Source organism: Micromonospora sp. NPDC048835, assembly GCF_040649995.1.
In the GTDB taxonomy this organism is placed as follows: Bacteria; Actinomycetota; Actinomycetes; order Mycobacteriales; family Micromonosporaceae; genus Micromonospora.
This window is the reverse complement of record NZ_JBEZGM010000009.1, coordinates 151383-177924: the sequence shown is the minus strand read 5'-3', so window position 1 is coordinate 177924 and position 26542 is coordinate 151383. Positions and strand designations below refer to the sequence as shown.

Below are 26542 nucleotides of genomic sequence, written 5' to 3'. Positions count from 1 at the left end.
AGTTGCGGTCACGGTGTCATCTTCCGGTTGGGTTCGAGGAGCTGTGCCAGGTCCGCGATGTGCAGAATGCCGACGACATCTTCGCCTGACGTCACCACGTACTGCGCGCCCGGGTGGGTCTGTACGGCCTCCATCACCCGCTCGCCGTCCCACCCGAGGGGCAACGAGGGGAGTGTGCCCAGGGACCGGGCGACGGCGTCCACCGCCAGCCACGGTCGGCGCTCGACGGGCACCGCGTCGGCGGCGGCCGGGTCGACGAGCGCCACCGGCCGACCCGTGGAGTCGGTGACCAGCAGCGCGGCGCCCGGCTGGTCGCTCTCGGCGCGTCGGCGCTGGGCCTCGGCCAGGGGCGTGCCGGTCGGCACCGGCCAGGTCGGGCGGGCCAGCCGGGCGAGGTCGATGAGCGGGAACCGGCGGCTGACCCGGGCGGCCCGGATCGACTGGCCGGCGCCCCGCCAGAGGGTGACGGCGACCAGCAGCATCAGCGGCAGCGCCAGCGGCGCCAGCCGCCGCTCGACGGTGAGGAGCAGCACCAGGGCCGCGGTGCCGACGGCGACCACTCGGCCGGCCCACCCGGCGACCTCGGTGCCGAGGTGCCGGTCGCGGGTCAGCCCCCACACGGCGGCGCGCAGCGCCCGGCCGCCGTCGAGCGGCAGCCCGGGCAGGCTGTTGAACAGCGCCACGATGACGTTGCTGACCGCGAGCTGGAAGGCGAGCTGGTGGGCCACGGTCCCCTCGGGCAGGGCGAGCGTGGCGGCGACGGCCAGGACGCCGAGCACCGCGGAGACCGCCGGGCCGGCGAGCGAGACCAGCAGGTCGACGCGGGGCGACGGGGCGTCCCGGTCCATCTCGGTGTAGCCGCCGAGCAGTTCCAGGGTGATCCCGCGCACACCGATGCCGTAGCGTCGGGCGGTGAGGGCGTGGCCCAGCTCGTGCAGCAGCACCGAGCCGAGCAGCGACACGACGAACCCGAAGCCGATCAGATAACCGCTGAGCTGCGGCAGGCCCAGTTGCCGGCGGGCGAACTCGCCGTACAGCACCGCGATGAGCACCGCGAGCAGGACCATGGAGCCGTTGAGGTGCAGTGGCACCCCGAACACCCGACCGACGTTCAGGCCGAGACGTCGGTCTGGTCGGCGCGGCGGCCGGCTTGTCTGCTCCATCGCCACGATGCTACGGACCGTCGCTGTGCGGGACGGGCGGCGGGCGGTGTCACACCGGTGCCCTAACCTTTGCCGACATGACGGCGGAACCGGTCACCACCTCCCAACCCTCCCCCGCGGCGCAGGCGCCACCGACGGTGCGGGCCTCGCTGTCCCCGTCCCGCGCGGCGGATTTCAAGACCTGCCCGTTGCTCTACCGGTTCCGCAGCATCGACCGGCTGCCCGAGCGCACCACCATCGAGCAGGCGCGGGGCACACTCGTGCACGCGGTGCTGGAGCGTCTGTTCGACCTGCCGGCCACCGAGCGCACGCCGGAGGCGGCCGGCGACCTGGTGGCCCCACAGTGGGACCGGCTGGTCACCGAGCAGCCGGAGCTGACCGGCATCTTCGACGACGCCGAGCCGGCGGGGCCGGTGGAGTTCCTGCGCTCGGCCGCCGGGTTGTTGCAGGGTTACTTCGCGGTGGAGGACCCGACCCGGCTGGAGCCGGCCGAGCGCGAGAGCCTGATCTCGGCGGTCGTCGACGACGAGTTGCTGATCCGGGGCTACCTCGACCGCCTCGACGTCGCGTCGGACGGCGCGCTGCGGGTGGTCGACTACAAGACCGGCGGCGCTCCGCGGGAGGCGTTCGAGGCGCGGGCGCTGTTCCAACTGAAGTTCTACGCCCTGGTGCTGTGGCGCACCCGGGGGGTCGTGCCCCGGGTGTTGCGGCTGCTCTACCTGCGTGACGCCGAGGTGTTGGACTACACCCCGGACGCCGACGAGCTGGTCCGCTTCGAGCGCACCGTGGTGGCGCTGTGGCGGGCGATCGAGCAGGCCACCGCCCGGCAGGATTTCCGGCCCCGGCCGAGCCGGCTCTGCGACTGGTGCAGCCACCAGGCGCTGTGCCCCACGTTCGGCGGCACCCCACCCCCGTTCCCCGTAACGGCGACAACCGCCGACCCCCTCCGCGACGCACGCACCACCCCCGCACCCCCCGGCGCCGACGAGTAACCCCCCGACGCCCCACCCACCGCGCCGCCCGCACCCCACCCCGCCCGCCCGCCCGCCCCGCCCCGCCCGCCCGCCGATCTTGCACTTTCGGATGTCGACTCATCGGATTCGCACCATCTATCTCAGCAGAAAGTGCAAGATCGACGGCGTCAGGAGGGTCGAGCCCCGGCACCGCCCGACCGGAGCGGTGCTGTCCGGGTCGGGACAGGGCGCCCGGCCGACCTCTACCGTGGTCCGCGACGCACAGGCCGGCGACGCGGGACGGGAGACGACATGAGCGATCGGGTGCCCTCGGCGCGGCCGGTGCGGATCCTGCTCGCCGACGATCAGCCGCTGCTGCGGACCGGGTTCCGGATGGTGCTAAGCGCCGAGAGTGACCTGGACGTGGTGGCGGAGGCCGGTGACGGCGTGGAGGCGGTGGAGCTGTCCCGTCGGCTGCTGCCCGACGTCGTGCTGATGGACATCCGGATGCCCAGGATGGACGGGGTGGCGGCGACCCGGGCCATCGTCGACGCCCGACTGCCGGTGCGGGTGCTGGTGCTCACCACCTTCGACCTGGACGAGTACGTGGTGGGCGCGTTGCGGGCTGGTGCCAGCGGGTTCCTGGCCAAGGACGTGCCGGCCGAGGACCTGATCGCGGCGATCCGCACGGTCGCCGGCGGGGACGCGGTGGTGACCCCGCGGATCCTGCGGCGGCTGCTGGATCGGTTCGCCGAGTTGCTGCCCGACCCGGCGGCGACGCCGTCGGCCGCGCTCGCCGCGCTCACCGACCGGGAGCGTGAGGTGCTCGTGCAGGTCGCCCGGGGGCTGTCGAACGCGGAGATCGCGGCGGTGTTGTCGGTGAGCGAGACCACCATCAAGACCCACGTCGGGCACGTGCTCACCAAGCTGCGGCTGCGTGACCGGGTGCAGGCGGTGGTGCTGGCGTACGAGTCGGGGCTGGTCCGCCCCCGGGGGTAGCCGCGCCGGCCCGGGTACCTCACCAGGCGTACTCGAAGATCCCTCCGTGGGGGGACGGCTGCCGTTGCCACCGTCACCTACCGTGACCGGAGATGGCCCGGCGCGGTTGACCCTCCTGTGGCGTCAGGTGCGAGCGTCGGTGTCGCCGCCCGGCGCCCAGTGGGGGAAATCGGTCGACGGGCCGTCGAGTCAGGGGCAACCCTGAGCCGGCATGGGGGTGCACCCGCAGCGGGAAATCCGCAGCGGGTCCCCCCAGGGTCGGACGGAGCGGGCGGACACAGCACCGATGATTGAACGGTCGCGCCGGACCATCGGGGGGCGGCGTGCATTTTCGGACAGACGGAAGAGGTAGATGACGTGACCGCGACGGTAGGCCAGCAGGCGCAGGCCGCGGCCCGGGCGAACGACGTGTGGAAGGTGTACGGCAGCGGCGAGGCTCAGGTCATCGCCCTGCGGGGGGTCAGCGCCGAGTTCGAACGTGGCCAGTTCACCGCGATCATGGGCCCGTCGGGTTCCGGTAAGTCGACGTTGATGCACTGCCTGGCCGGCCTGGACTCGGTGACCCGGGGGACGGTGGCGATCGGTGAGACGACCGTCACCGGGCTCGGCGACGCGGGGTTGACGAAGCTCCGGCGCGACAAGGTGGGCTTCATCTTCCAGCAGTTCAACCTGCTGCCGACGCTCACCGCGAAGGAGAACATCCTGCTGCCGCTGTCGATCGCCGGGCGCAAGCCGGACCCGGCCTGGTACGACACGGTGATCAAGACGGTGGGTCTGCAGGACCGGCTGGACCACCGGCCGGCGCAGCTCTCCGGTGGGCAGCAGCAGAGGGTGGCGTGCGCCCGGGCGCTGGTCTCCCGCCCTGAGGTGATCTTCGCGGACGAGCCGACCGGCAACCTGGACTCGCGCTCCGGCGCGGAGGTGCTCAACTTCCTGCGCAACTCGGTGCGGGAGCACGGCCAGACCATCGTGATGGTCACCCACGACCCGACGGCCGCCGCGTACGCCGACCGGGTGGTCTTCCTCGCCGACGGGCAGATCGTCTCGGAGCTGATCGAGCCGACCGCCGAGACGGTGCTGGACACCATGAAGAAGCTGGACACGTCGGCCGAGGTGGGCAACTGATGTTCCGCGCGACGATGAAGAGTCTGCTGGCCCGTAAGGTCCGGCTGATCCTGTCCGGCCTGGCGGTGGTGCTCGGGGTGATGTTCGTCTCCGGCGCGTTCGTGCTGACCGACACGCTGGGTCGCTCCTTCGACTCGGTCTTCGCCGACGGTTTCTCCGAGATCGACGTGAACGTCGCGGCGAAGCCGAAGGTGCAGGTCGACGAGTTCGAGGGCGAGCAGACCGCCACATCGCTGCCGGCCGCCGTTGTCGACCGGGTCAAGCAGGTGCCGGGGGCGGCCTCGGCGACGGGTGTGGTCAACGCCGACGGTGCTCGGGTGATCGGCAGCAACGGCAAGGTGGTCACGTCGTTCGGCCCGCCGCAGCTGGGCGAGAACTGGATCGGCGAGAGCGAGCTGCTGAAGCTGCGTGAGGGGCGCGCGCCGCAGGCCGAGGACGAGATCGTCGTCAACAAGGCGTTGGCCACGGCCGCGAAGGTGCAGGTGGGCCAGAAGGTCGGCGTGCTGACCGCGTTCGAGTCGAAGAAGCGGGACTTCACCCTGGTCGGTGTCTTCGGTTACAGCGGTGACCGGGACTCGATCGGTGGCGTCAACGAGGTCTTCTTCACCACGCCGGTGGCGCAGCGACTGATGCTCGGCGAGCCGGACGTGTTCAGCAGCATCACCGTGACCGCCGCCGACGGGGTCTCCGACGAGAAGCTGCGCGACGACGTGGCCCGCACCCTGGGCACGGACTTCGAGGTGAAGACGGGCGAGCAGGTCGCCGCGGACGCCTCGGCCAGCCTGAAGGAGGGCCTGTCGTTCTTCAACAAGATCCTGCTCGGTTTCGCCGCGGTGGCCCTGCTGGTGGGCACCTTCCTGATCCTCAACACCTTCTCGATCATCGTGGCCCAGCGCACCCGCGAGTTGGCGCTCATGCGCGCCATCGGGGCCAGCGGCCGGCAGATCATCGGTTCGGTGGTGCTGGAGGCCATCGCGGTCGGGTTGATCGCCTCGGTGCTCGGTCTGGCCGCCGGCATCGGGGTGGGCGCGTTGCTGGCGTACCTGTTCGGCAGCCTGGCCGGTGGGCTCACCCTCGCCGGGATCGGCGTGCCGGCGGCGGCGGTGATCGGGTCGTTCGCTGTCGGGCTGGTCATCACGGTGGTGGCAGCGCTGTTGCCGGCGCTGCGGGCGTCGCGGATCCCACCGATCGCGGCGATGCAGGACGTGGCCACCCCGGACCGGCCGTTGACCAAGGTCACCGTGGCCGGCTCGCTGGTCACCGGCATCGGCGCGGTGCTGCTCTTCCTCGGGCTCAGCGGTAACGCCGGCGGTCAGACGCTTGCCACCATCCTCGGTGGGGTGCTGTTCGCGTTCATCGGCGTGGCGTTGCTGACCCCGCTGATCAGCAGGCCGGTGGTGAGTCTGCTCGGCGGGATCTTCTCCTGGTCGTTGCCGGGCAAGCTGGGCCGGCTCAACTCCGGGCGCAACCCGCGCCGGACCGCGATCACCGCCGCCGCGCTGATGGTCGGCATCGCGCTGGTCACCGGTGTCACGGTGATCCTCGACTCGGCCAAGGGCAGCATCAGCGCCCTGGCCCAGGACACCGTCAAGGCCGAGCTGGTGATCGCCGGGGCGCAGGGCGGGCCACGCCCGCCGAGCTTCGACCCGGCGGTGCTGGACCAGACGAAGGCCCTGCCCGGCGTGCGGATGGTCGACGGCGAGTACGGCGACATGGCACAGATCAACGGCGAGCGCACCTGGGTCGGGGCGAGCAGCGACATCGCCTCGCTTCGGCAGATCTTCAGTGCCAAGCCCGTCGCGGGTGACATCGACCGACTCGGGCCGACCCAGATGCTCGCCAGTTCGGACACCGCCACGTCGCGCGGCTGGTCGGTGGGCTCGACGGTGAACGTGCAGTTGACCCGCGGCCAGACGCGGACGTACACGATCAGTGGCATCTACGAGTCCGGGCAGCTGCTGAACCCGGTGATGCTGCCGGCGACGGCGGCCAAGGACTTCGCGATCCCGCAGCCCTTCCAGGGCTTCATCCAGTTGGCCCCGGGCACTCGGGTGAGCGACGTGCTGCCGCGGGTGGAGACGCTTCTGGCGGACAGCCCCGAGGTGTCGGTGGCCGACCGGGACGCGTTCATCAAGCAGCAGACCGGTCAGCTCGACGGGCTGCTCAGGATGATCCAGATCCTGTTGGCGCTGGCCATCGTCATCGCCGTGCTGGGCATCATCAACACCCTGGCGCTATCGATCCTGGAACGGACCCGCGAGTTGGGGCTGCTACGGGCGATCGGCCTGCGTCGGTCGCAGACCATGGGCATGATCACCGTGGAGGCGGTGGTGATCTCGGTGTTCGGCGCGCTGCTCGGCGTGGTGGTGGGCACCGGCCTCGGTGCCGCGGTGGTCGAGGCCCTCAAGGACGAGGGCATCACCGACCTGATCCTGCCCTGGGGCCAGATGGGTGTCTTCCTGGGTCTCGCCGCGATCATCGGTGTGGTGGCGGCGGTGCTCCCGGCCATCCGGGCGGCCCGGATCAACGTCCTGGGCGCCATCGCCCACGACTGATCGGCACTGCCGAGGCCCCCGGTCGCCATCCGTGCGACCGGGGGCCTCGGCCTGTCCCATATTCCCTCGGCCACCCGTGCACGACTGCCAGACTGGTGCTGCCGGCAGGGCGCTGGCCCGCCCTCGACCCGGGCGGCCGGAGAGCCGGGGCCGGTGACATGACCGATGAGGACGCGTACCAAAGGGCACTCGACAACGCCGAGCGGCTGCTCGGCCAGCCGTTGGTCCTACCGCTCGGCGAGGGCGAACCGTCGGTGGGGCACGACTTCCGTCGTCTCGCCACCGTGCAGACCTTCGGCGCGGCCTGGCCCCGGGAGGGACTGGACCTCCGCAGCCGGTGCCTGGTCTCGGTGGCGATCGCCGCCGCCCTCGGCACCCACGAGCCGCTGCGCGGGCAACTGCGCATCGCGCTGACCTCGGGCGTGACCAGGGAGGAGATCGTCGAACTGTTCATCCACCTGGCCGCGTACGCGGGGGCCGCGCGGGCGTTCGACAGCTACCAGGTGGTCGCCGCGGTCTTCGCCGAGCGCCAGTGAGCCGGCCGGTCCCGTCAGCCGAGCGCCCCTGACCCGCGCCGGGTTAGCTCAGCCGGTCGCCGCGGCCCGGTCGGTCAGCAGCGCCGCGAGCAGTTCCAGGTCCACGCCGGCCAGGCTCTCCACCTGGCGTACGCCGACAGTGCTCGGCAACGCCACCTCCGCCGGTACGGCCAGCACCGCCGCGCCCGAGGCCACCGCGCTGGCCACCCCGGTCGGCGAGTCCTCGATCGCCACGCAGCGCTCGATCGGCACACCCAGCAGCCGGGCCGCGGTGAGGTACGGCTCGGGGTGCGGTTTGGCCGCCACCACCTCGTCACCGGCGACCACCGTGTCGAAGGTGTCCCGGCCGAGGGTGTCCAGGGCGATCTCGACGAGCGCCCGCGGGCTGGAGGTGACGAGTGCGGTGGGGATTCCCGCCGCACGGATCGCGCGCAACAGCTCGAACGCTCCCGGCCGCCAGGGCAGACCGGCACGGAACAGGTCCAGGATGCGGGCGTTGATCCACGCCGCGCTCAGCTCCGGATCCCGTTCGGGTTGCCCCAGGTCGTCGTGCAGGATGCGCATCGACTCGGCCATGGCGGTGCCGATGATCGCCTGGCGGGCGGCGACGGAGAGTTCCCCGCCGTACTCCTCGGCGAGTTCCTGCAACGCGACGTCCCACAGCTTCTCGCTGTCGACCAACGTGCCGTCCATGTCGAAGAGCACAGCGGCGGGGTAATGGCTGCTCAGCGGAACCTCCAGGGTCGTGACCGACACCGGCGATCCTGCCAGCACCGCCCGTTGCCGGCGCCGGCAACGGGCGGCAGGGTGATGCGGGCAACCCCGCTCAGCCCAGGTCGCACTCCTTCAGGGAACCCTCGTAACCCCTGAAGAACATGTCGGTGCGCTGCTCGGCGGTGCCGTGCGCCCCCTCGGCGAACCAGGGCTGGTCCGGGTCGTCGCCGACTGCCGCGACCCCCTCCCGGAACTCGTCCAGGTCACCCTCGGCGAGGGTGAGCGCGCGCGAGCGCACCGAATCACCGAGGTACGCCCCGGCCATGCAGTCGGCCTGCAACTCCTGCTGGATGGTGAAGCTGTAGTTGATGCCGAGCCGCACCTGGATGGCGTGCGCGTACTCGTGCCCGAGCAGGTAGAAGACGAACGCGTCGCCGACCTGGCGGAACGCCGCCACCGACCAGGCGACGTCGTACGCGATGAAGTCGCCCTGGGAGCAGTAGACAGCGTTGTTGCGGGGCAACCGCTGGCCGCCGCAGGACACCTCACCGTCGCGCTGGTACGGGATGATCCGCCGGATCGGTCGGAACGGCTGCCCGGACTCCTTGAACTGGGCCGCCCAGTACCGCTCGGCGACCGCCTGCGCGTCGGCGACGTCCTGCTCGAACTCGGCGACGCTGGTGGTGCTGTCGGCCCGGGTGGTGCTCGCCTCCGGTGCGGCGGCGGACGGCTTCGCCCCGGGGCGCTCGGCCTCCGGCTCGGCCAACCCGCCGCCGGCGCAGGCGAGGGAGACCAGGGCGGCGACCACGAGTCCCGCGAGTGGGCCCCGCGCGCCGCGTCCGAACCGTACGCCCACTGTGCCTCCCCAGACATCGGTGCTCGCGCTGCGATGTACCCCGACGATACGGCCGCCACGCCCACCACCGGATTCACGCAGAGCGCGCCCAAACGGTTCACGCCGGACGTCGCCGTGGCCGACGGTCAGGAGGATCGGTCAGCCGCTCGACTCTCGCCCGCGCTGCCAGGTGTCACCCTGGTCCCCGTGCCGCTCGGCCTCGTACCGGTGCTGCCGACCCCGGGCCTCCCGCCCGGCCGCCGGATCGTCCCCGAAGTTCGTCCGCCCCCGCCGAACCACCGCCGCCCAGGCCGCCCCCGCCACCACCACAAAAGCCCCACCCACCACCCACACCACCGTCATGCCCACCAACCTAATCCCCACCCACCACCCCTCGCTCCCCGGTGATCAAGAGGTTGGCGTCAGCCCGCCCGGCGTGTCGTGACGCAAACTTCTTGATCAACAGATCGGGTGGGGTGGGGGTGTCCGGGAGCGGGGTTGGGGTTCGACGTTTCTGGTGAGCGGTGCCGGGGCGGCACCGGAGACAGGAGGGCCACTGTGAAGTACATGATTCTGCTCTACGGGTCGCAGCAGGACTACGACGTGCTGTCCGGGCGGGCCTCCGACCGGCCGGCGATGTCGCCCGAGCAGATCGCCGCCATGCACCAGCACATGGAGACCTTCCACCAGGCGCTCGCCGAGTCCGGGGAGCTTGTCGACGCCCGTGGCCTGAGCGAGCCGGTGCACGCCCGCCGGGTGCAGGTGCGCGAGGGGGCACCCGTGGTCACCGACGGGCCGTACCCGGAGACGCAGGAGGTCCTCGCCGGTTACACCATCGTGGAGTGCGCCAGCTTCGACCGGGCCACCGAGATCGCCGCCGGCCTGGTCGACCCGGACGCCCCCGGCGGGTACGTGGACGTGCGGCCGGTGCTCGACGGTGTCGAGGACCTGGCCGGCTGACCCGGTGCCGGAGACTCCCGCCGAGGACCTGCTGCGCGAGTTGGCGCCGCAGGTCCTCGGCGCGCTGGTCCGTCGTTACGGGCACTTCGACACGGCCGAGGACGCGGTGCAGGAGGCGCTGATCGCCGCGGCGAACGGTTGGCCGCGTGACGGCGTACCGGAGAATCCGCGCGGTTGGTTGATCACCGTGGCGTCCCGTCGGCTGACCGACCTGCTCCGTCGCGAGCAGGCCCGGATGCGGCGGGAGGACCGGGTGGCCCGGTGGGTGCTGCCGGAGCAGTGGCGCTCCCCCGCCGCGGACCATCCGCCGGCGGACGCCGACGACACGCTCGTCCTGCTGTTCCTGTGCTGCCACCCGGCGTTGTCGGCGGCGTCGCAGATCGCGCTCACCCTCCGGGCGGTCGGCGGGTTGAGCACCGCCGAGGTGGCGCGCGCGTTCCTGGTGCCGGAGGCGACGATGACCCGGCGGATCAGTCGGGGCAAGCAGCGGATCCGGGACAGTGGGCTGCGGTTCGCCCCGCCCACCGACCCGGAGCGCGCCGACCGGCTCGCCGCGGTGCTGCACGTGCTCTATCTGATCTTCACGGAGGGGTACTCCCGCACGGCCGGGCCCGGGTTGCTGCGCGCCGACCTGACCGCCGAGGCGATCCGACTGACCCGGCTGGTGCACCGACTGGTGCCCGAGGACCCCGAGGTCACCGGGCTGCTCGCGTTGATGTTGCTCACCGATGCCCGCGCGCCGGCGCGGATCGGCCCGCACGGTGAGCTGGTGCCGATGGCCGAGCAGGACCGCACCCGGTGGCGGGCGGACCAGATCGCCGAGGGGGTCGAGCTGATCACCGGGGCGCTGCCGGGCGGGGTGGTCGGGGCGTACCAGCTCCAGGCGGCCGTCGCGGCCGTGCACGACGAGGCGCCCAGCGCGGCGGCCACCGACTGGGCGCAGATCACCGCCCTCTACGAGGTGTTGCTGGGGATGTCCGACAATCCGGTGGTAGCGCTCAACCACGCGGTGGCGGTGGCGATGAGCCGGGGCGCGGCGGCCGGGTTGGCGCTGCTCGACGCCCTGGCCGACGACCCCCGTCTCGCCGACGACCCTCGACTGCCGGCCGCCCGCGCCCACCTGTGGGAGCGCGAGGGCGAGCGGGTCGCGGCGCGGGAGGCGTACCGGATGGCGGCAGCGCGCTCGATGAACCTGGCGCAGCAGCGTTACCTGAATTCCCGCGCGGAGCGTCTTGCGGGCGACCCGCCGCCCGCCGGCTGAGCCGGCGGGCAGGGGCGGGTCAGCCGGCGGGCCGAACGGTCACGGCTGAGCCCGGCCGGCGGGGCCGGTCAGCCGGCGGCGGGCCGAGCCGGTCACGGCCGGCAGGGCCGGTCACGGGCTGGCGGCCAGGAAGACGAAGGCGGCCAGCAGCACCAGGTGCACGCCGCCCTGCAACACGTTGGCCCGGCCGGGCACCACGGTGAGGACGGCGGTCACGGCGGTGAGCGCGAGCAGGGCGAGCTGGGTGCCGCCGAGGCCGAGCAGCAGCGGGCCGTCGAGCCAGATCGAGGCGATCGCGATGACCGGGATGGTCAGGCCGATGCTTGCCATCGCCGAGCCGAGCGCGAGGTTCAGGCTGATCTGCACGCGGTCGCGGCGAGCGGCGCGGGCGGCGGCAAGGGTCTCCGGCAGCAGCACCAGCAGCGCGATGATCACGCCGACGAACGCGTGCGGCAGGTTCGCCGCGGCGACGCCCGCCTCGATGGTCGGGGAGACGGTCTTGGCGTCGCCGACCACCGCGACAAGCGCCACCAGCAGCAGCACCAGGCTCATCAGCGCGGCGCGGGTGGTCGGCGGCTTGGCGTGCTCCTCCGCGTCGATCACCTGGCCCCGACTGTCGACCGGCAGGAAGTAGTCGCGGTGCCGGCCGGTCTGCACGAGCACGAAGAGCCCGTAGAGCGCCAGCGAGGCGACGGCGGCGAAGGCGAGCTGGGCCGGGCTGAACTCCGGGCCGGGCCGGGCCGTGGTGAAGGTCGGGATGACCAGACTCAGGGTGGCCAGGGTGATCACGGTGGCCAGGGCCCCGCCGGTGCCCTCCGGGTTGAACACCGCGACGCGACGGCGCAGTGCCCCGAGCAGCAGGGACAGGCCGAGTATCCCGTTACAGGTGATCATGACGGCGGCGAAGACGGTGTCCCGGGCGAGCGACTGGGTCTTCTCCGGCCCGCTGATCATCAGCGTGACGATGAGGGCGACCTCGATCACGGTCACCGCGACGGCGAGCACCAGCGACCCGTACGGCTCCCCCACCCGGTGGGCGACCACCTCCGCGTGGTGCACGGCCGCGAGCACGGCACCCCCGAGCAGCACCGCGACGACCACGATGATCGGGCCGGGCAGGTTCCGCCCCCAGGTGACGATCAACACCAGAACGGCGAGCACGGGTACGACGAAGGTCCAGTCGGTCATGCGGGAGCGAAGCAGGGCGGCCATCCGTACAGAGTGCCAGGTCAGGTGATCATGTGCCCACCATCGACGCACCGTTCTGCGTTGCCGGGGGTCCACAACGGGCAGACGCGTAACCTGTGGGTTACGCTTTGGGGGTGGATGACGTGGCCGTCGCGATCGCCGACCCGGTGCGGCGGCACATCCTGACCATGTTGCGCGCCGAGCCCCTCACCGCCGGCGACATCGCCGAGCGGTTCACGATCAGCCGGCCCGCCGTCAGCCGCCACCTGCGGGTGTTGCGTGACAGCGGGCTGGTCCGTGCCGAGCTGGTCGGGCGACAGCGGGTCTACCGGCTCGACCCGGACCCCCTCACCCCGCTGATCGACTGGCTCACCGCTCTCACCACTGGCGACAGGTGGGGCCGCCATCTCGACGCGTTGGAGACCGAGGTCTACCGCACCCGCCGAGAGCGCCGCAGCCGCGGCCCGGCGGAGCACCGAAGGGAGCACACCGCATGACCCGCACGCCCGCCGGACGCCTGTTCCGCACCGCCACCGGCCACGATCTCGTCCTCACCCGGACCTTCCGCGCCCCCGCCGCGGACGTCTGGGCCAGCCTGACCGAGCCGGAGCGCACCGCCCGCTGGTTCGGCCCGTGGGAGGGCGACGCCGGCCCCGGACGGACCATCCGGGTCCAGATGGCGTACGAGGAGCAGCAGCCCTGGTGCGAGGTACGCATCGACGCCTGCGAACCGGACCGGCGCCTCGCCGTGTCGATGGTCGACGACTTCGGCAGCTGGCTGCTGGAGCTGTCGCTGACCGAGACCGACGGCACCACGGAGCTGCGGTTCGTGCAGCACCTGAGCAGCGTGGAGGGCATCGCCGAGGTGGGCGCCGGTTGGGAGTACTACCTGGACCTGCTCGTCGCCTCCCGCGACGGCTCGCCGCGCCCGGAGTTCGACGACTACCACCCGGCGATGCAGCCCTACTACCAGAAGCTGGCGGCGGCAGCCGGTTAGGCGTCCAGCTCCCGCCGCAGCTTGGCGAACTCGGCGGTCAACGCCGGCAGCGGGAAGTGCGCGTTCAGGCCGCTGGGGTTCGGCAACACCCAGACCCGGGCCGGGCCCAGCCGCTCCGGTCGCGGGCCCAGCCCGGCCGTCGGTCGGGCGAAGGCGATCCGGTACGCGCTCACCCCGAGCACCGCCACCCAGCGCGGCCGATAGCGCTCGGCCTTCACCGCCAGCCCGGTCACCCCGGCCACCAGCTCCTGCGCGGTCAGCTCGGCGGCACGGGCGGTGGCCCGGTTGCTCAGGCTGGTGATGCCCAGGCCCTGCCGCAGCAGCTCGTCACGTTCCCAGGAGTGCAGCTGACGGTCGGTGAAGCCGGCCCCGTGCAGGGCCGGCCAGAACCGGCTGCCCCGGCGGGCGAACGGCTCCCCCACGGCGGCCGAGTAGAGGCCCGGGTTGTAGCCGCAGAACAGCACACGCAACCCGGGGGCGATGATGTCCGGCAGGCCCCGGCCGGCCGCCGCCGCCACCTCCTGCGGGGTCGGCCGCCGCGCCGGCCCGGCACGCTCCGCGTCCACCCCACCGATCCTGCCGTACGCCCCGGTGCCCGGTCCGGCGCACGCTTTGACACCCTCGACGGATGCAGTCGACCGACCACCTCTCCGCCAGCCGTCACGCCCGGATGCGCTGGAACACTCCGCTCTCACCGGAGCACGCCGCTCTGCTGCTGCAACGGCTCGACGTCCGGCCCGGAGCGCGCGTGCTCGACCTCGGCTGCGGCTGGGGGGAGCTGCTGCTGCGCGCGGTCGCCGCCGGCGGTGCGTCCGGCCCGGTCGCGACGCGTGGCGTCGGTGTGGACACCGACGAGGCGGCGCTCAATCGAGGGCGGCGACTGGCCGCGGATCGGTCACTGGACCGGCACGTCGCCTTCGTGCTGGGCGAAGCCGCCGCCTGGCAGGAGCCGGCCGACCGGATCATCTGCATCGGGTCGGCGCACGCCTTCGGCGGCACCACGGCCGCCCTGGACGCCCTCGCCGCCGTGGTCCGACCCGGTGGACGGCTGCTGTTCGGCGACGCGTACTGGGAACGGACCCCCACGGCGGAGGTCGCCGAGATCTTTGGCCCCGACGTCCCGACCCTTCCCGAGCTGGTCGAGGCCGCCGGCGAGCGGGGCTGGCGGTTGCTGCACCTGAGCACCGCCGACCAGCGGGAGTGGGACGACTTCGAGTCCACCTGGCTCGCCGGCCGGCAGGAGTGGCTGCTGGCGTACCCGGAGGATCCCCGTGCGGCCGACGTCCGCACGGAACTCGACGACCGGTTGCGTGAGTACGTCGGCGGTTACCGGGGTGTCCTCGGCCTCGGCTACCTCGTCCTCGGCCGTTGACGCTCGGCCGTTGACCCCGCTGGCTACGCTGCGCGGGGTGAGCGCCGAACCCCGTCTCGCCCTGCCGTGGCGGGTCCTCGTCGTGGCCACCGCCGCCGTGCTGGTGTGGCTGTCGCTGGATGCCCTGCTTGGCAGTGACTACGACCGGACCACCCACGCGGTCGGGGCGGTCCTCACCAGCGCTGTCGTCGTACCCCTGGTGGTCGTCGCCCGTCGCGTCCTGGACCGGCGGCCCTGGGCCGGCCTCGGGTTGCCGTCGCTGCGCGCCGGCTGGCGGCACCTGCTGTTCGGGATGGCCTGCTGGCTCGTCCCCGCGGCGGTGGGGTTCGCGCTCTGCCTCGGCCTCGGCTGGGTCGAGATCAGCGTCCGGACGTCCGTCGGGGACGTGCTGCGCGTGGCGGCCCTGCTGGTGGTGCTCGTCTTCCTCAAGGAGGCGCTGCCGGAGGAGGTGGTCTTCCGCGGGTACCTGCAACACCACCTCGCCACCCGGCTGCCCGCCTGGCAGGCGGTCGTCGGGCAGGCGGTGCTGTTCACCGGGTTCGGGTTCCTGATCGGGGCGGCCAGGTCCGTCGACCGACTGGCGCTGTTCCTCGTCTTCGCGCTGCTGGTGGGCGCCTTCCGGGCCGCGACCGGCGACGTCTGGGCCGGCATCGGCCTGCACGTCGCCTTCCAGACGGTCGCTCAGTTGTTCGGCGAGGTCGGGGCGGTCTTCGACGTGGTCGGCGCGGATGTGCTGGGCGTGGTGGCCATCGGAGCCGTTCCGTTCTCGGTGAGCTGGCTCGTCCTGCGCCACCGCTACCGCGACCACCTGAACTGGAACGCCATCGCACCGGAGCCGGTGCCGCAGAGCGGCTGAAGCCTGGGCGTCCCCACCCACACGCGCCCCGCCCCGCCCCGCCCCGCTCCGCCCCGCTCCGCCCCGCCGATCATGGAGTTGTGCTGGGGGACAAAGCACTCGTCAGAACCCAAAGCAGGCACCATAGCTCCATGATCGACGGAGCAGGCCCTCGCGGCCCACGACCAGGTGCGCCGATCTTGCACTTCTTGTTGCGGCATTTGGGGCATCCCACTCAATGCGACATCCGTAAGTGCAAGATCGGCGCGCGGGCGGGGCGGGTCGGGGCGTCGTGCGGAGGTTTTCGCATCGGCGATGCCTGCAATCATCCGACGGTTACCGCGCTGGTGTACGTAGCGGCGCGCACGCCGGCCGCCTGGCGGGGCAAGCCCTGCCACCTCCTCAATCCCCACGCAGAGACCGCACGACCGCAGGAGCCCTCGTGGGCCCGGCTGGGGCGACCGGGGCCAGCCGTACGACATCCGGGGCGTCGGGGCAGGTCAGGGTGCACGCGGATCCGCAGTACGGGCAGTACGCGCGCTTGGCGTTCGAGATGACCGCGATGTCGCACGACACGCAGTGGCCGTTCTCCCACCGGCCCTGGTCTGTCCCGAGTCCGCCGTCGTAGACGTCGCGATCCGGCCAGACGAACTCGCGGCCCGGCAGCGACATGGGGTGCTCGGCGAGACGTGTCCGATCTTCGTCGGTGCTCAAGCTGCCGACCTTACGTCCCACCTGCACCGCGACCCGGGCCGTGCGCGGGTGCACCCGGTGGGCTTGACGGGGCGCATACATCAGAGGTTTACTGCGTCAGCGATACCAATCGATGAATTCTGACCGTCCACAGTGGTTGTCCGAGGTCAACGATTGGTCCAGCACACCACCCCTTCACCCCCCACCACCCCGCAGCACCTCAGCCGAGCATCGGCGGCCCGGCTCCCGTACCGCCACCGTGGCCCCTGGCCTGCCCACGTGCACGCCCTGAGGTCGACGCTCAGCAGAGGAGCAGATCCATGCGTTCCCGTCCCCGCCTGTTGGCACTCGTCACCGGACTGGCAGTCATGCTTGCCAGTCTGGTCGCCCTGCCGACCCCCGCCTCGGCGGCACCACTGACCAAGGTCCTGGTGTTCAGCAAGACCGCCGGCTTCCGCCACTCGTCGATCCCCAACGGCATCGCCGCGATCCAGCAGCTCGGCTCGGCCAACGGCTTCACCGTGACCTCGACCGAGGACGCCGGCCAGTTCACCACCTCCAACCTGGCCCAGTACCAGGCGGTGGTGTTCATGTCGACGACCGGGGACGTCCTCAACGCCAGCCAGCAGACGGCCTTCGAGTCGTACATCGCGGCCGGTGGTGGCTACGTCGGCGTGCACGCCGCGGCCGACACCGAGTACAGCTGGCCGTGGTACGGCCAGCTGGTCGGCGCGTACTTCGACTCGCACCCGGCGATCCAGAACGCGACCGTGCGGATCGAGGACAACACCAACCCGTCGACGGCGCACCTCAGCGCCACCTGGGTCCGCTCCGACGAGTGGTACAACTACCGCACCAACCCCCGGTCCACCGCGCGGGTCCTGGCCAACCTCGACGAGTCGTCCTACAGCGGCGGCAACATGAGCGGCGACCACCCGATCACCTGGTGCAAGGCGTACGGCGGCGGGCGGGCCTGGTACACCGGCCTCGGGCACACCGAGGCGTCGTATACCGACCCGAACTTCACCCGGATGCTGCTCGGCGGCCTCCAGGTCGCCGCGGGTTCGGTGACCGCCGACTGCTCGCCGCGCACGACCACCCCGCCGCCCACCGTCAGCGGCTCCACCCTGCGGGCCCGTGCCAACAACCAGTACGTCAGCGCACCCAACTCCACCACGGCGTTGATCGCCAACAAGACCTCGGTGAACACGAGTGAGCGCTTCGACCTGGTCAACCTCGCCAACGGCAACGTGGCGCTGCGGGCCAAGAGCAACTCGCAGTACGTCGCGGCGGAGAACTCCGGATCGTCCGCGCTGATCGCCAACCGGGCCTCCGCCGGCGCCTGGGAGACGTTCCAACTGGTCCGTAACTCCGACGGCACGGTGAGCCTGCGGGCCACGGTGAACAACCGGTACGTCTCCGCCGACAACGGTGGCGCCTCCCCGTTGATCGCCAACCGGACCTCCATCGGCCAGTGGGAGAAGTTCGACCTGGTCACCACCAGCTGACCTGCTCCCCCGCCCGCTCTTCACCACCCCCACCTGGTCGTGGTGCGCCCCCGCGCACCCGCACCCCCGGTCGTCGAGAAAGGACGATCATGCTCTCGTATCCCCGGCGCTGGCCCCGGGCGCTCTTCGCGGCGGTTCTCACCGTCACAAGCGCGGCCCTCGCTGTGGCTGCACCGTCCACCGCGCAAGCCGCGGTGATCCCCGCCTCCGACTATCAACAGGTCAAACTCGCCACCGGCTCGGCCGAGCTGGGTGAGGCCATGTCCCTGGCCGTCCTGCCGAACCGCTCGGTGCTGCACACCGCCCGCAACGGCGTGCTGCGGGTGACCGACGTGGCCGGCAACACCAAGACCTCCGGCACCCTGTCGGTCTACACCCACGACGAGGAGGGGTTGCAGGGCGTCGCCGTCGACCCCGGCTTCGCCACCAACCGGTGGATCTACCTGTACTACTCGCCCACGTTGAGCACCCCGTCCGGGGACGCGCCGACCACCGGGTCGCAGTCGGACTGGGACCGGTGGAAGGGGCACCTGCGGCTGTCCCGGTTCACCCTCAACTCGGACGACACGCTCAACGTGGGCAGCGAGAAGATCGTGCTCCAGGTCGCCAACGACCGTGGCCAGTGCTGCCACGTCGGCGGCGACCTGGACTTCGACTCCGCCGGCAACCTGTACCTGACCACCGGCGACGACACCAACCCGTTCGAGTCGTCCGGCTACGCGCCGCTCGACGAGCGGACCAACCGCAACCCGCAGTTCGACGCCCAGCGCACGGCGGGCAACACGAACGACCTGCGGGGCAAGCTGCTGCGGATCAAGCCGCAGGCCGACGGCACGTACACCATCCCGTCGGGCAACCTGTTCGCACCCGGCACGGCCAACACCCGGCCGGAGATCTACGCGATGGGTCTGCGCAACCCGTTCCGGATGAGCGTCGACAAGGCCACCGGCGTCGTCTATCTCGGCGACTACGGCCCGGACGCGGGCAGCACGAACTCCAGCCGGGGCCCACAGGGTCAGGTCGAGTTCAACCGCATCGCGTCGGCCGGCAACTACGGCTGGCCGTACTGCACCGGCGCCAACACCAGCTCCGAGACGTACAACGAATACACCTTCCCGTCCGGGCCGTCGCAGTCCAAGTACAACTGCACGGGCGGGCCGACGAACAACTCGTTCCGCAACACCGGGCTCGGCACGCTGCCCGCGGCGAGGGCGGCGTGGATCAAGTACGCCGGCGACTCGGGTTCACCGTCGGAGTTCGGCAGCGGCTCGGAGTCGCCGATGGGCGGGCCGGTCTACCGGTACGACGCGTCGCTGAACTCCAGCGTCAAGTTCCCGCAGTCGCTCAACGGCCAGTTCTTCGCCGGTGAGTACGGTCGCCGCTGGATCAAGGCCATCGCGGTCAACTCCGACGGCTCCCGCGGGGAGATCTCCAACTTCCCGTGGTCCGGCACCCAGGTCATGGACATGGCCTTCGGACCGGACGGCGCGTTGTACGTGCTGGACTACGGCACCGGGTCGAACAACCAGGCGTTGTTCCGGATCGAGTACATCGGCGGCGGCAACCGCAACCCGATCGCGGTCGCCTCGGCGAACCCGACCTCGGGGGCCAACCCGTTGACCGTCAACTTCTCGTCGGCCGGCAGCTCGGACCCCGAGGGTGGGGCGCTGAGCTACCTGTGGACGTTCGGTGACGGCACCACGTCGACGGCGGCGAACCCGACCAAGACGTACACCACGAACGGCACCTACTCCCCCACGTTGAGGGTCACCGACCCGAATGGGTTGACCGGCACGGCGAGCCTGGTCATCACCGTGGGCAACACGGCACCGACGGTGACGCTCACCTCGCCCGCCGACGGGCAGCTGTTCAGCTTCGGTGACACGGTCTCGTACCAGATCAGCGTGAGCGACCCGCAGGACGGCACCATCGACTGTTCCAAGGTGAGCTTGACCTACGCGCTGGGACACGACAGTCACGCCCACCAGATCACCTCGAAGAACGGGTGCAGCGGCTCGATCACCCTGCCGACCGACGGCGAGCACGACTCGGCGGCGAACATCTACGGGGTCTTCGACGCCGCCTACACCGACAACGGCGGGCTGACCACGCACAGCATCAAGACGCTGCAACCGAAGCACCGCCAGGGTGAGCACTTCGGCGCCCAGTCCGGCGTCCAGGCCACCGACCACACCAACGCCGAGGGTGGCCGCACCGCCGGGTTCATCGAGAACAACGACTGGATCTCGTACCAGCCGTACAACCTGGCCAACGCCAACCGCATCACCGTGCGGGCGTCGTCGGCCGGCGCGGGCGGCACCATCGAGGTCCGGGCCGGGTCGGCGACCGGATCCCTGCTGGGCACCGTCACGGTGCCGGTGACCGGCAACTGGGAGACGTTCGTCGAGGCGTCCGGCACGATCAGCAACCCGCCGAGCGCGTCGACGACCCTGTACCTGGTGTTCAAGGGCGGGTCCGGCTACCTGTTCGACGTCGACGCGTTCACCTTCGCCACCGGCACCGGTAGCAGCACGCCGGTGAGCACGCTGCGGGCGCAGGTGAACAACCAGTACGTGTCGGCGGTCGGCACCACCGCGTTGATCGCCAACAAGGCCAGTGTCGGTGGCACGACCGAGCAGTTCGACCGGGTGGACGCCGGCAACGGCAACATCGCGCTGCGGTCGCGCGCCAACGGGCTCTACGTCTCGGCCACGAACGCGGGCGCCGGGGCGTTGGTCGCCAACGCCAGCTCGATCGGGTCGTGGGAGACGTTCCAGCTCATCACCAACTCGGACGGGACGGTGGGCCTGCGGGCCACGGTCAACAACCAGATCGTGTGCGCCGAGAACGCCGGGGCCGGATCCCTGATCGCCAACCGCACGTCGGTTGGCGCCTGGGAGAAGTTCACCCTGACCACCGGCTGACAGGTGGCGGGTGGTGGGGCCCGGTCTGGTCGCTGACCAGGCCGGGCCCTACCGTGTGAAGTAGGCGGCGCTCTGCGCGTCCGCGGGGTAGTAGGACTCGACCGCGATCTCCTCAATGGTGATGTCCGTGCCGAGGGTCGGGAGGTGATCGGACCGGCGGCGCACGCACCCGCCAACGGGGCGTGGTGGAAGGGTGGCTAGATCGGGAAGCGGCCGTGGCGCCAGTGCCAGTGGCCGCCGGCGCGCAGGTGGTCGATGATCGCGCGTTGGAGCACGGTGCCGCGCGGCAGCTCGTCGAGGGGCGTGGTCAAAGTGCGGAACCCGAACCGCAGCACCTCGATGTCGGCGTCCGGCCCCTCTGACGCCTGGTAGGGCTCCAGCTCGAAACGGCGTTGGAACCGCACGATGTTGGAGTCCTCGGGGAGGTATTCGCGCAGTTGCGGGTCGAGCAGCCACGAGGCGCAGGAGAACGCGGTGTACCGCTCGTCGGGGAAGTGCCGGGCGAAGAACGCGCGGGCCTGGTCGAGGGACGACTCGACCGCCTGCGGGGTCATCGGGCCCGAGTCGGGGACGTGCAGACCGATCGCGCCGTCGCCGCGCTGGTGTTGCAGCCGGCCCAACTCGTAGACGCTGCCGCGCGAGTGCAGCGTCAGCCAACTCTGCATGATCGGCCAGCCCTCGCCGCGCATCCGCCGGTCGATCGCGAGGTTGCGGCCCAGGTCGGCGAGGGTCACCCAGGAGACCGCGTCGGGGACGCCGTGGTCGCGGTGGTAGCCCCGCACGACGTCGACCAGGGCCAGGTACGCGTACACGTAGAGGTGCCGCCAGGCGGGGCCCCGGTCTCGGGGCAGCTCCGGGCCGGGTGACATCCACTCGTAGCCCGCGAGGTCGGCGCGGACCAGGGCGATCGAGCGGTCGAGGAGCCAGCGCAGCTCCTCGGTCCACAGCGGAGAGCCGGGGTCGGGCCAACCGGCCATGATCTCGGCGGCGTCCTGCGGCGGCACGGCGAGCCGGTCGAGGAGAGCGGACGCGTCGCCCTTGGCCGGTAACGGAGCTGACGGCCCGTCACCGGCGAGTCGGTGCACACGGGTGACGTCCTCGACGGGCACCCCGAGCCGGGCGGCGATGTCGTCCAGGTCCACGGTGACGACCATACCGGCCGGCGGGCGGCTCAGGAGCCCGCCGGCACCCCGGCGTCGAGCTGCCCGACCATCGGCGCGAGAAGGTCGTTGAGTTCCCGGGCCAGCACCGCCACGGCCCGCCGTGCCGCCACCGGGACGTCGTCGTCCGGCCCGGCGGGGGTCGGCGGCAGGTCGTCGAGCGGGACCGGAGCCTCCACCTGGAGGAGCGCGCGCAGGTGTGGGCGGCGCGTCTGGTCCTGCTCGGTGGGCGTGGTGAACTGGCCGAACAACTGCGGCCAGTTCTGCCAACCACGGTCGCGCTGCCACTGCTTGGTCCAGGTCAGCTCGGCCGGCCAGCGGGAGGCCACGGTCACCGCGCAGACCAGGCTGCCGTCCCACGGGCTGCGCGCGCAGGTCGCCGTGATGATCCGCCGGTGCCAGCGGACGAAGCCCGGCGACAGCTCGGTGGCCAGCCGCCAGGCGGTCACCGCGAACGCGACGGGCGCGAAGTCTCCCCAGGTGTCGGTGAACTCGTCGAGGCGGCCGAGCACCTCGGCCTCGTACCGGCCGTGTCCGTCGGTGCCGTGCTCGCGGTCGAACTGCTCGTCCAGCCAGAAGGCGCGCGGTTCCGGCATCCTCAACCCCCGTTTGTGAGAACTTCTCGGACACAGCCCGGTGCATCTCGCAGTCAGGCAACCGTCACTGACCGTATACGACACGCCCACTGTAGACCGTGCATCCGAGCCTAGCGTCTGCGGGAGGACGTCGGCGCGCATCCGCTCCGGCCACCAACCCCAGGAGGTCTCGTGCGTAGGCAACTCGGATTACTCTCGGCCGGCGTCATGCTGCTGGCGGCCGTCACCGTCGCGCAGCCGCCGGCCCAGGCCGGCCCGACCGCCGCCGCCGAGTCCGCGACAGTGACCGAGGCCCGCGCCACCATCCACGGGCGGCCGTCCACCGACGCCGACGCCGCGGCGAGGTCGAGCGCCGCCTACTGGACGCCCGAGCGCATGCGAGCGGCACGACCCGCACCCATGCCGGACGGGGTCGACGCACCCGACGGGGAAGCCACCGACCGCCCCGGCCGGGTCGGCGCGCCCCGCGACGTGGAAACGCCGGCGGCACCCCGGCCCTCGACCGCCACGCTGAGCGCGGCCCCGGCGGGCAGCGGTCAGGCGACCCAGGCGGTGAACGCCTCACCCGGCGTCGGACGGGTCTTCTTCACCCACCACGGCGATGACTTCTTCTGCTCCGGTGCCACCATCAACAACCCCCAGGCGAACCTGGTGTCCACCGCCGGCCACTGCGTACACCCGGGTGACGGCGGGTCGGTCTGGTTCGACAACTGGGTGTACGCGCCGGAGTTCACCGAGGGCGAGCCGCTGCACGGCCTCTGGTCGGCCAAGGAGTTCACCTCGGTGGAGGGCTGGGTCGACTGGGGTTACCTCTGGTGGGACTTCGCGTTCGTCACCATGCACCCGCTCGGCGGCGACCGACTCGTGCACGTCACCGGTGGGCAGGGGCTCAGCGTGAACAAGTCCAAGTCGTTCTCCGCGATGCTGCTCGGCTACCCGGGTGAACCGCCGTTCGACGGGCAGTCGCAGTTCTTCTCCTCCGGCACCACAAAGGCCGCCGGGGTGCAACGGATCAAGCTGAAGGACTGCCCGCTCAACAAGGGCGCGAGCGGCGGCCCCTTCCTGCGCGGCTGGGACAACGACCTGCGGTTCGGGTGGGTCAACTCGGTGATGTCGTACAAGTACTCGGGGAACATGTACGGCCCCTACTTCGACGACGACGTCCTGGACATCTACACCGTCGCGAAGAACAAGCAGTGACCCGCCCGGCGGCGACCGTGGCTTGACAAGACACCCGTTCCAGAGTGGACGATGCACCGTGCGAATTCTCGTGGTGGGTGGCAGCGGGCTGATCGGCGCTCACGTCGTGGACGTCCTGCGCGACGGTGGTCACGCCGCGACCACCGTGGCGCGGACCGCCCAACCGGGCGTCGACCACCTGCTCGATGTCGGGTCCGCCTCGGTCGACGACCTGCGGCCGTTGCTCGCCGGGCACGACGGCGTCGTGTACGCCACCCGCACCGACGAGCAACGGCCGCTGCCCAAGCCGATCTATCCCGAGTTCCGGCGCGACAACGTCGACCCGGTGGTACGCCTGCTCACCGCCGCCCGCCTCGAAGGGCTCACCCGGGGCGTCGTGATGGGCTCCTACTACACCTACTTCGACCGGCTCCACCCGCAGTGGCGCCTCGCCGAACGGCACACGTACATCCGCTGCCGCCTGGAGCAGGCCCGGGAGGGGCGGGCGGCAGCCGGCGATGGCCTTCCGGTAGCCGTCCTCGAACTGCCCTTCGTCTTCGGCCGGGCCGGCGACCGGCTGCCCAACTGGGCCGGTCCGCTGGACCGGTGGGCGCGCTCGCGTACCCCCCTGGTCGCCCCGACCGGCGGTAGCGCCGCGGCCTCCGCCCGCAGCGTGGCCGAGGTCGCGGTCGATGCCCTGGAGCGGGCCAGCGGCGCGGACATCCCGGTCGCCGACGAGAACCTGACCTGGGCCGACATGCTCGCGCGCATCGCTGACGCGGTGGGCCGGCCCCGCCGGGTCGGCCGCCTGCCGGCCGGCGCGGCGCGGGCCGCGCTGCGACTCGGCGGCGCGGCGCAGGCCCTGGGTCGCAAGGAGTCCGGCATCAACCCCAGCCACCTCGGCGACCTGCTGCTCACCGACCTGTTCATCGAACCGACGAGCGGCCGCGCGCTGGGCCCGGCCCTACGCGAGACCTTCCCGGTCGGCGACACCCACTGACGGTCACCCGGACGCCGCCGGGCACCGGGGTCGAGACGGCGTCACCGCCCTCGTCGGGCAGGCTGGGGGCACCAGGCCGCACCGACAATCGGGAGAGAGCACGTGCCGACCCACCGCCACCCGGGCACCCTCATCAGCGATCACACCTTCCGGGTACCGCTCGACCACGCGGACCCAACCGGGGAGCAGATCGAGGTGTACGCCCGCGAGGTCGTCGCCGCGGGCGCGCAGCGGGAGTCCCTGCCCTGGCTGCTGTTCCTGCAGGGCGGGCCGGGCGGGCGGTCCCCACGCCCGGTGGGCCGGGACGAGTGGCTGGACCGGGCGCTCGACGACTACCGGGTGCTGCTGTTGGATCAGCGCGGCACCGGCCGGTCCACACCCGTCGACCGGCACACCCTGCCACTGCGCGGCGACGCCGCCGCACAGGCCCGGTACCTGGCGTACTTCCGCGCCGACTCGATCGTGCGGGACTGCGAGCTGATCCGCCGGGAGTTCCTCGGCAACGCCGGGCAGTGGAGCCTGCTGGGCCAGAGCTACGGCGGCTTCTGCACCCTCACCTACCTGTCGTACGCCCCACAGGGGGTGCGCGAGGCGTTCGTGACCGGTGGTCTCGCCGGGCTGCGCCGCACGCCCGAGGCGGTGTACCGGGCGGCCTACCCCCGGGTGCAGCGCAAGGTCGAGGCGCACTACACGCGCTACCCGCAGGACGCCGACACCGTCCGGACCGTCGTGCGCCGGCTACGCGAGCAGGAGGTACGGCTGCCCGGCGGTGGTGTGCTGACCGCCGAGGCGTTCCAGACGCTGGGCATGTTGCTGGGCACCGGGAACGGCTCGCACACGCTGCACTACCTGCTGGAGGAGAGCACGCTGCCCGGCGTGCCCTTCGCCGACGCGTTCCTCGCCCAGGTCGAGCGTCACCTGTCGTTCACCGGCCGCCCGCTCTACGCCGTACTCCACGAGTCGATCTACGGCCAGCGCTCGGTGTCCCCACACGGCACCCGATGGGCGGCACAGTCGGTCCGCGCGGAGTTCCCCCGCTTCGACGTCGACCGGGCGCTCGCCGAGAACCTTCCGGTGCTGCTGACCGGGGAGATGATCTACCCCTGGATGTTCGCCACCGACCCGGCGCTGGCGCCGCTGGCCGAGGCGGCGGACCTGCTCGCCGAGCGGGAGGACTGGCCCGACCTGTACGACCCCGGACAGCTGGCCCGCAACGAGGTGCCGGTGGCCGCCGCCATCTACCACGACGACATGTACGTCGACACCGGCGACTCGCTCGACACCGCCCGCTCGGTCCGCGGGCTGCGCACCTGGGTCACCGACGAGTACGAGCACGACGGCCTGCGGGTCAGCGGCGGCCGGGTCCTCGACCGGCTGATCCGGCTGGTCCGGGGCGAGCTGTGAGGCGTACACCCGCTGGGCCCGCCCCGGGCCCCGGTTGATCCGGACCGGCGCCCCTCAGCGCAGCTGTTCGGCCAGCCCGACGATGATGCCCTCCGGGCCGCGCAGGTAGCAGAGCCGGAAGATGTCCTCGTACCGCTCCACCTCCCCGACCAGTTCGGCCCCATGGCCGCGCAGCCGGGCGATCACGTCGTCGATGTCGTCGACGGCGAACATGATGCGCCGGATGCCCAGCGTGTTCGCCGGGGCGTCCCTCGGCGTGCCGCTGGCCGCCGCCGGCGAGTGGAACATCGCCAGCTCGACCTTGCCGTGGCCGTCCGGGGTCCGCAGCATCGCCACCTCCTGCCGCACGTCGTCGAGCCCGATGACGCGCTCCACCCACCTCCCCTCGACCGGCCCTCGCCCCTCCACCTCCATGCCCAGTTCGACGAAGAACGCGATGACCGCGTCCAGGTCCTCGACAACGATGAGGACGTTGTCCATCCGCTGGATCGCCATGCTGACCCTCCCTGGCCTGGCGCGGTCCCCGGTGACCGCCTTCTCTCTGAAGAGAGAACCATTCCGTCGTTCTCGCCATCCGGAGCCGGG

25 protein-coding genes are annotated in these 26542 nt (G+C 71.8%); 16 read left to right on the top strand and 9 right to left on the bottom strand.

What is annotated here, in order from left to right:
• Positions 1-8: 8 nt before the first annotated feature.
• Complete coding sequence (locus tag AB0C15_RS13740) at positions 9-1163, bottom strand: site-2 protease family protein (protein WP_357351602.1); 1155 nt, start codon at positions 1161-1163, stop codon at positions 9-11.
• 77 nt (positions 1164-1240) lie between these two features.
• On the opposite strand from AB0C15_RS13740, the gene AB0C15_RS13735 reads away from it, so the two are divergent.
• The 5 genes from AB0C15_RS13735 to AB0C15_RS13715 all read left to right on the top strand — a co-directional run bounded on the left by AB0C15_RS13735 (position 1241) and on the right by AB0C15_RS13715 (position 7331).
• Positions 1241-2155 (top strand): PD-(D/E)XK nuclease family protein, encoded by a 915-nt coding sequence (locus AB0C15_RS13735; RefSeq protein WP_357351600.1) that lies wholly within the window; start codon positions 1241-1243, stop codon positions 2153-2155.
• Between the two features lie 273 nt (positions 2156-2428).
• Positions 2429-3115, top strand: coding sequence for a response regulator transcription factor (locus AB0C15_RS13730; protein WP_357351598.1), 687 nt, complete (start codon positions 2429-2431; stop codon positions 3113-3115).
• Between the two features lie 357 nt (positions 3116-3472).
• Positions 3473-4240: an ABC transporter ATP-binding protein gene (locus AB0C15_RS13725; protein WP_357351596.1), complete on the top strand. Its 768-nt coding sequence runs from the start codon at positions 3473-3475 to the stop codon at positions 4238-4240.
• Positions 4240-6795: an FtsX-like permease family protein gene (locus AB0C15_RS13720; protein ID WP_357351594.1), complete on the top strand. Its 2556-nt coding sequence runs from the start codon at positions 4240-4242 to the stop codon at positions 6793-6795. Before AB0C15_RS13725 ends, AB0C15_RS13720 begins: the two co-directional genes overlap by 1 nt.
• A 158-nt stretch (positions 6796-6953) precedes the next feature.
• On the top strand, positions 6954-7331 hold the full coding sequence (locus tag AB0C15_RS13715; RefSeq protein ID WP_357351592.1) for a carboxymuconolactone decarboxylase family protein: 378 nt from the start codon (positions 6954-6956) through the stop codon (positions 7329-7331).
• 48 nt (positions 7332-7379) lie between these two features.
• Here the strand turns inward: AB0C15_RS13715 and AB0C15_RS13710 are convergent, their stop codons facing one another.
• The 3 genes from AB0C15_RS13710 to AB0C15_RS13700 all read right to left on the bottom strand — a co-directional run bounded on the left by AB0C15_RS13710 (position 7380) and on the right by AB0C15_RS13700 (position 9243).
• A complete protein-coding gene (locus AB0C15_RS13710; protein WP_357351733.1) occupies positions 7380-8036 on the bottom strand; it encodes an HAD family phosphatase in 657 nt (218 codons plus the stop codon).
• A gap of 121 nt (positions 8037-8157) precedes the next feature.
• Positions 8158-8949 (bottom strand): neutral zinc metallopeptidase, encoded by a 792-nt coding sequence (locus AB0C15_RS13705; protein ID WP_357351731.1) that lies wholly within the window; start codon positions 8947-8949, stop codon positions 8158-8160.
• Positions 8950-9039: 90 nt separating this feature from the next.
• Complete coding sequence (locus AB0C15_RS13700; RefSeq protein ID WP_357351590.1) at positions 9040-9243, bottom strand: hypothetical protein; 204 nt, start codon at positions 9241-9243, stop codon at positions 9040-9042.
• A 204-nt stretch (positions 9244-9447) separates the two neighbouring features.
• Between AB0C15_RS13700 and AB0C15_RS13695 the strand changes: the two genes are divergently transcribed.
• A complete protein-coding gene (locus AB0C15_RS13695) occupies positions 9448-9840 on the top strand; it encodes a YciI family protein (RefSeq protein WP_357351729.1) in 393 nt (130 codons plus the stop codon).
• A complete protein-coding gene (locus AB0C15_RS13690; protein WP_357351588.1) occupies positions 9818-11101 on the top strand; it encodes a DUF6596 domain-containing protein in 1284 nt (427 codons plus the stop codon). Before AB0C15_RS13695 ends, AB0C15_RS13690 begins: the two co-directional genes overlap by 23 nt.
• Positions 11102-11212: 111 nt before the next feature.
• On the opposite strand, the gene AB0C15_RS13685 is transcribed toward AB0C15_RS13690, so the two are convergent.
• A complete protein-coding gene (locus tag AB0C15_RS13685) occupies positions 11213-12313 on the bottom strand; it encodes an ionic transporter y4hA (RefSeq protein WP_357351586.1) in 1101 nt (366 codons plus the stop codon).
• Between the two features lie 110 nt (positions 12314-12423).
• Between AB0C15_RS13685 and AB0C15_RS13680 the strand changes: the two genes are divergently transcribed.
• Complete coding sequence (locus AB0C15_RS13680; protein ID WP_357351584.1) at positions 12424-12786, top strand: metalloregulator ArsR/SmtB family transcription factor; 363 nt, start codon at positions 12424-12426, stop codon at positions 12784-12786.
• Entirely contained in the window at positions 12783-13286 is a 504-nt protein-coding gene (locus AB0C15_RS13675; protein WP_357351582.1) for an SRPBCC family protein, read from the top strand. Before AB0C15_RS13680 ends, AB0C15_RS13675 begins: the two co-directional genes overlap by 4 nt.
• On the opposite strand, the gene mug is transcribed toward AB0C15_RS13675, so the two are convergent.
• Positions 13283-13852, bottom strand: coding sequence for a G/U mismatch-specific DNA glycosylase (mug, locus tag AB0C15_RS13670; RefSeq protein ID WP_357351580.1), 570 nt, complete (start codon positions 13850-13852; stop codon positions 13283-13285). The genes AB0C15_RS13675 and mug overlap by 4 nt on opposite strands.
• Before the next feature lie 62 nt (positions 13853-13914).
• Here mug and AB0C15_RS13665 point away from each other — a divergent pair, with 62 nt between their 5' ends.
• The 4 genes from AB0C15_RS13665 (at position 13915) to AB0C15_RS13650 (ending at position 20618) form a co-directional block, all read left to right on the top strand.
• Positions 13915-14658, top strand: a complete 744-nt coding sequence (locus AB0C15_RS13665; RefSeq protein ID WP_357351578.1) for a methyltransferase domain-containing protein — start codon at positions 13915-13917, stop codon at positions 14656-14658.
• A gap of 37 nt (positions 14659-14695) precedes the next feature.
• On the top strand, positions 14696-15514 hold the full coding sequence (locus AB0C15_RS13660) for a CPBP family intramembrane glutamic endopeptidase (protein ID WP_357351576.1): 819 nt from the start codon (positions 14696-14698) through the stop codon (positions 15512-15514).
• Positions 15515-16554: 1040 nt separating this feature from the next.
• Positions 16555-17694 (top strand): ThuA domain-containing protein, encoded by a 1140-nt coding sequence (locus AB0C15_RS13655; RefSeq protein WP_357351726.1) that lies wholly within the window; start codon positions 16555-16557, stop codon positions 17692-17694.
• A gap of 89 nt (positions 17695-17783) precedes the next feature.
• Positions 17784-20618, top strand: coding sequence for a PQQ-dependent sugar dehydrogenase (locus AB0C15_RS13650; protein ID WP_357351574.1), 2835 nt, complete (start codon positions 17784-17786; stop codon positions 20616-20618).
• 197 nt (positions 20619-20815) lie between these two features.
• On the opposite strand, the gene AB0C15_RS13645 is transcribed toward AB0C15_RS13650, so the two are convergent.
• Positions 20816-21760 (bottom strand): acyltransferase domain-containing protein, encoded by a 945-nt coding sequence (locus AB0C15_RS13645; protein WP_357351572.1) that lies wholly within the window; start codon positions 21758-21760, stop codon positions 20816-20818.
• 29 nt (positions 21761-21789) lie between these two features.
• Complete coding sequence (locus AB0C15_RS13640) at positions 21790-22374, bottom strand: hypothetical protein (protein WP_357351570.1); 585 nt, start codon at positions 22372-22374, stop codon at positions 21790-21792.
• A 171-nt stretch (positions 22375-22545) separates the two neighbouring features.
• On the opposite strand from AB0C15_RS13640, the gene AB0C15_RS13635 reads away from it, so the two are divergent.
• The 3 genes from AB0C15_RS13635 to AB0C15_RS13625 all read left to right on the top strand — a co-directional run bounded on the left by AB0C15_RS13635 (position 22546) and on the right by AB0C15_RS13625 (position 25957).
• Entirely contained in the window at positions 22546-23574 is a 1029-nt protein-coding gene (locus AB0C15_RS13635) for a hypothetical protein (protein WP_357351568.1), read from the top strand.
• 58 nt (positions 23575-23632) lie between these two features.
• Positions 23633-24553 carry an NAD(P)-dependent oxidoreductase gene (locus tag AB0C15_RS13630; RefSeq protein WP_357351566.1) on the top strand — a complete coding sequence of 307 codons (921 nt, stop codon included), beginning with the start codon at positions 23633-23635 and terminating at the stop codon, positions 24551-24553.
• Positions 24554-24655: 102 nt separating this feature from the next.
• Positions 24656-25957, top strand: a complete 1302-nt coding sequence (locus AB0C15_RS13625; protein WP_357351564.1) for an alpha/beta fold hydrolase — start codon at positions 24656-24658, stop codon at positions 25955-25957.
• Positions 25958-26011: 54 nt separating this feature from the next.
• On the opposite strand, the gene AB0C15_RS13620 is transcribed toward AB0C15_RS13625, so the two are convergent.
• Complete coding sequence (locus AB0C15_RS13620; RefSeq protein WP_357351562.1) at positions 26012-26452, bottom strand: VOC family protein; 441 nt, start codon at positions 26450-26452, stop codon at positions 26012-26014.
• Between the last annotated feature and the right edge of the window lie 90 nt (positions 26453-26542).

Excerpts from the sequence above, each read along its gene's own strand:
- AB0C15_RS13730 (WP_357351598.1), top strand. The coding sequence starts at position 2,429 with ATGAGCGATCGGGTGCCCTCGGCGCGGCCGGTGCGGATCCTGCTCGCC.
- AB0C15_RS13715 (WP_357351592.1), top strand. The coding sequence starts at position 6,954 with ATGACCGATGAGGACGCGTACCAAAGGGCACTCGACAACGCCGAGCGG.
- AB0C15_RS13695 (WP_357351729.1), top strand. The coding sequence starts at position 9,448 with ATGATTCTGCTCTACGGGTCGCAGCAGGACTACGACGTGCTGTCCGGG.
- AB0C15_RS13685 (WP_357351586.1), bottom strand. The coding sequence starts at position 12,313 with ATGGCCGCCCTGCTTCGCTCCCGCATGACCGACTGGACCTTCGTCGTA.
- AB0C15_RS13640 (WP_357351570.1), bottom strand. The coding sequence starts at position 22,374 with ATGCCGGAACCGCGCGCCTTCTGGCTGGACGAGCAGTTCGACCGCGAG.
- AB0C15_RS13650 (WP_357351574.1), top strand. The coding sequence starts at position 17,784 with ATGCTCTCGTATCCCCGGCGCTGGCCCCGGGCGCTCTTCGCGGCGGTT.
- AB0C15_RS13735 (WP_357351600.1), top strand. The coding sequence starts at position 1,241 with ATGACGGCGGAACCGGTCACCACCTCCCAACCCTCCCCCGCGGCGCAG.
- AB0C15_RS13655 (WP_357351726.1), top strand. The coding sequence starts at position 16,555 with ATGCTTGCCAGTCTGGTCGCCCTGCCGACCCCCGCCTCGGCGGCACCA.
- AB0C15_RS13675 (WP_357351582.1), top strand. The coding sequence starts at position 12,783 with ATGACCCGCACGCCCGCCGGACGCCTGTTCCGCACCGCCACCGGCCAC.
- AB0C15_RS13700 (WP_357351590.1), bottom strand. The coding sequence starts at position 9,243 with ATGACGGTGGTGTGGGTGGTGGGTGGGGCTTTTGTGGTGGTGGCGGGG.
- AB0C15_RS13720 (WP_357351594.1), top strand. The coding sequence starts at position 4,240 with ATGTTCCGCGCGACGATGAAGAGTCTGCTGGCCCGTAAGGTCCGGCTG.
- AB0C15_RS13620 (WP_357351562.1), bottom strand. The coding sequence starts at position 26,452 with ATGGCGATCCAGCGGATGGACAACGTCCTCATCGTTGTCGAGGACCTG.
- AB0C15_RS13740 (WP_357351602.1), bottom strand. The coding sequence starts at position 1,163 with ATGGAGCAGACAAGCCGGCCGCCGCGCCGACCAGACCGACGTCTCGGC.
- AB0C15_RS13665 (WP_357351578.1), top strand. The coding sequence starts at position 13,915 with ATGCAGTCGACCGACCACCTCTCCGCCAGCCGTCACGCCCGGATGCGC.